The 1,544-nt window shown below is 35.0% G+C and carries 1 protein-coding gene and 3 pseudogenes; 2 read left to right on the top strand and 2 right to left on the bottom strand.

All coding sequences use genetic code 11. From position 1 onward, the window contains the following. Together RR45_RS10820 and RR45_RS11475 are read left to right on the top strand one after the other, a co-directional pair. Positions 1 to 188: pseudogene (locus RR45_RS10820) on the top strand (IS6 family transposase); the annotation flags it as partial. 210 nt (positions 189 to 398) lie between these two features. Beyond that, a pseudogene (locus RR45_RS11475) lies at positions 399 to 560 on the top strand (IS30 family transposase); the annotation flags it as partial. A 119-nt stretch (positions 561 to 679) separates the two neighbouring features. Here RR45_RS11475 and RR45_RS11320 read toward each other — a convergent pair. Continuing rightward, positions 680 to 850, bottom strand: a complete 171-nt coding sequence (locus tag RR45_RS11320; RefSeq protein WP_167362614.1) for a hypothetical protein — start codon at positions 848 to 850, stop codon at positions 680 to 682. 293 nt (positions 851 to 1,143) lie between these two features. Continuing rightward, positions 1,144 to 1,443: pseudogene (locus RR45_RS11680) on the bottom strand (Y-family DNA polymerase); the annotation flags it as partial. Positions 1,444 to 1,544: the final 101 nt, after the last annotated feature.

Raw genomic sequence — 1,544 nt, 5'->3', positions numbered from 1 at the left:
TAATTGAGCAGGACCATCGTCCAATTAAGCGTCGTAATAAATTTTATCGAAGTCTTCGGACTGCCTCAACCACGATTAAGGGCATGGAGACAATTCGAGGCATATACAAAAAGAACCGAAGAAATGGAACGCTCTTCGGCTTTTCGGTATCTACTGAAATCAAGGTATTAATGGGAATACCAGTTTAAAATAACAGAGGTTCACAGATGCTGCATTTGGTTTTCAAACTTTGCAACAGAACCTCCTTCTTTATTTACTATCCACATTAACGAATTTTAAATTATTTTTGCTAATATTAACTTTTAAGTGTTGATCAGAATTTAGGTTTATTAAATCCTCTAAATCTTGTGAAGCATACTCAGCAACTTTTTCTTTTCGATTATTATTATTTAAAACAAACAAATGAAAATCACAACCGGATGATACGTAGACATTTACCTAAGGGCACAAAGAAAACCACGAAACAATTCGTGGCTTACATTGAGAACTGGATGAACAATTATCCAAGAAAAATGTTCAACTTCAAGACACCAAATCATATGTTAATTGAAGCGTTCTAGTGGCTAACTTGCACTTGCAATTTGCGATAGAAATAAAATAAAGAAAGAGGCAATTTCATAGTCTCTTTCTTTATTTGTCTTATATATTTGTCTAAAGTGAAATTTAATATCTCGCTTTTTTATATCAAGTAACCAATCACTTTTATTGCATAGTATTTTTTTGGCGCTTTATCCTCTCTCATAGCAGTTGTATGCTCTGAAAGATAGAACCCCTGCCACTTCATCATGGCTCTGTCTTGATACTCTCTAACCTCTTTATAAGGGCTGTATGACCTATCTACTCTTGTCATGTTAAACCGTCCAATCCACCTGCTGAATGACCTCCCACAAGCTTACTTCTTGCGACTACTCTTGATCCATCAAGTAGTGAAGTTGCTTTTTGTAGTGCTAAGAAACCATATTGACTTCTTATCTCGTCTATTGCTCCCTGAAGTACTTCTGTGTTGGCTACTTTTTTATCAAAGGTATCAAACAATGAAATTAGCTTAACTTCTTCAGTACAAAGCCCACCAAATGAAACACCAATCCGTCTAACACTACCACCAGAATATCCTGATCTAAAAAGCGAAAGGATATGATCACTTAATGGATTGCCAATGCTCATGCCAACAGTTGAGTAAATACCAGTTTTTTTGAGTATGGCTAACTGAATTTTTCTTGACAATTTATCAAGTTTTACTTCAGCAGGCAAAGACTTATCATAAAAATAATTCAAGGAACTAGTCAAATCAACAAACCCCTCATCAATCGAATACCAAAAAATATCTTCAGGCGAAGCGAAATTTTGAATGACATGTTGAATTTCAATGTTCTTTTCGATATATTTTGACATACGTGGTTGTACGATTTTAGTTCGTTTTGCCCAAGACTCGATAAATGCTACATCACTTATTGAGGGTGGTGCTACTTTATTCAACCAATCACGAGGAGCAGTCCGATAATAATTTGAATAGTTAAGGGCACCTCTAATAACTACCAATTAAT

The sequence above is a fragment of the Pseudolactococcus chungangensis CAU 28 = DSM 22330 genome (assembly GCF_002441885.1).
GTDB classification, from domain to species: domain Bacteria; phylum Bacillota; class Bacilli; order Lactobacillales; family Streptococcaceae; genus Pseudolactococcus; species Pseudolactococcus chungangensis.
Note: the sequence above shows the minus strand (reverse complement) of the source record. Positions and strands in the feature narration are given on the sequence as shown.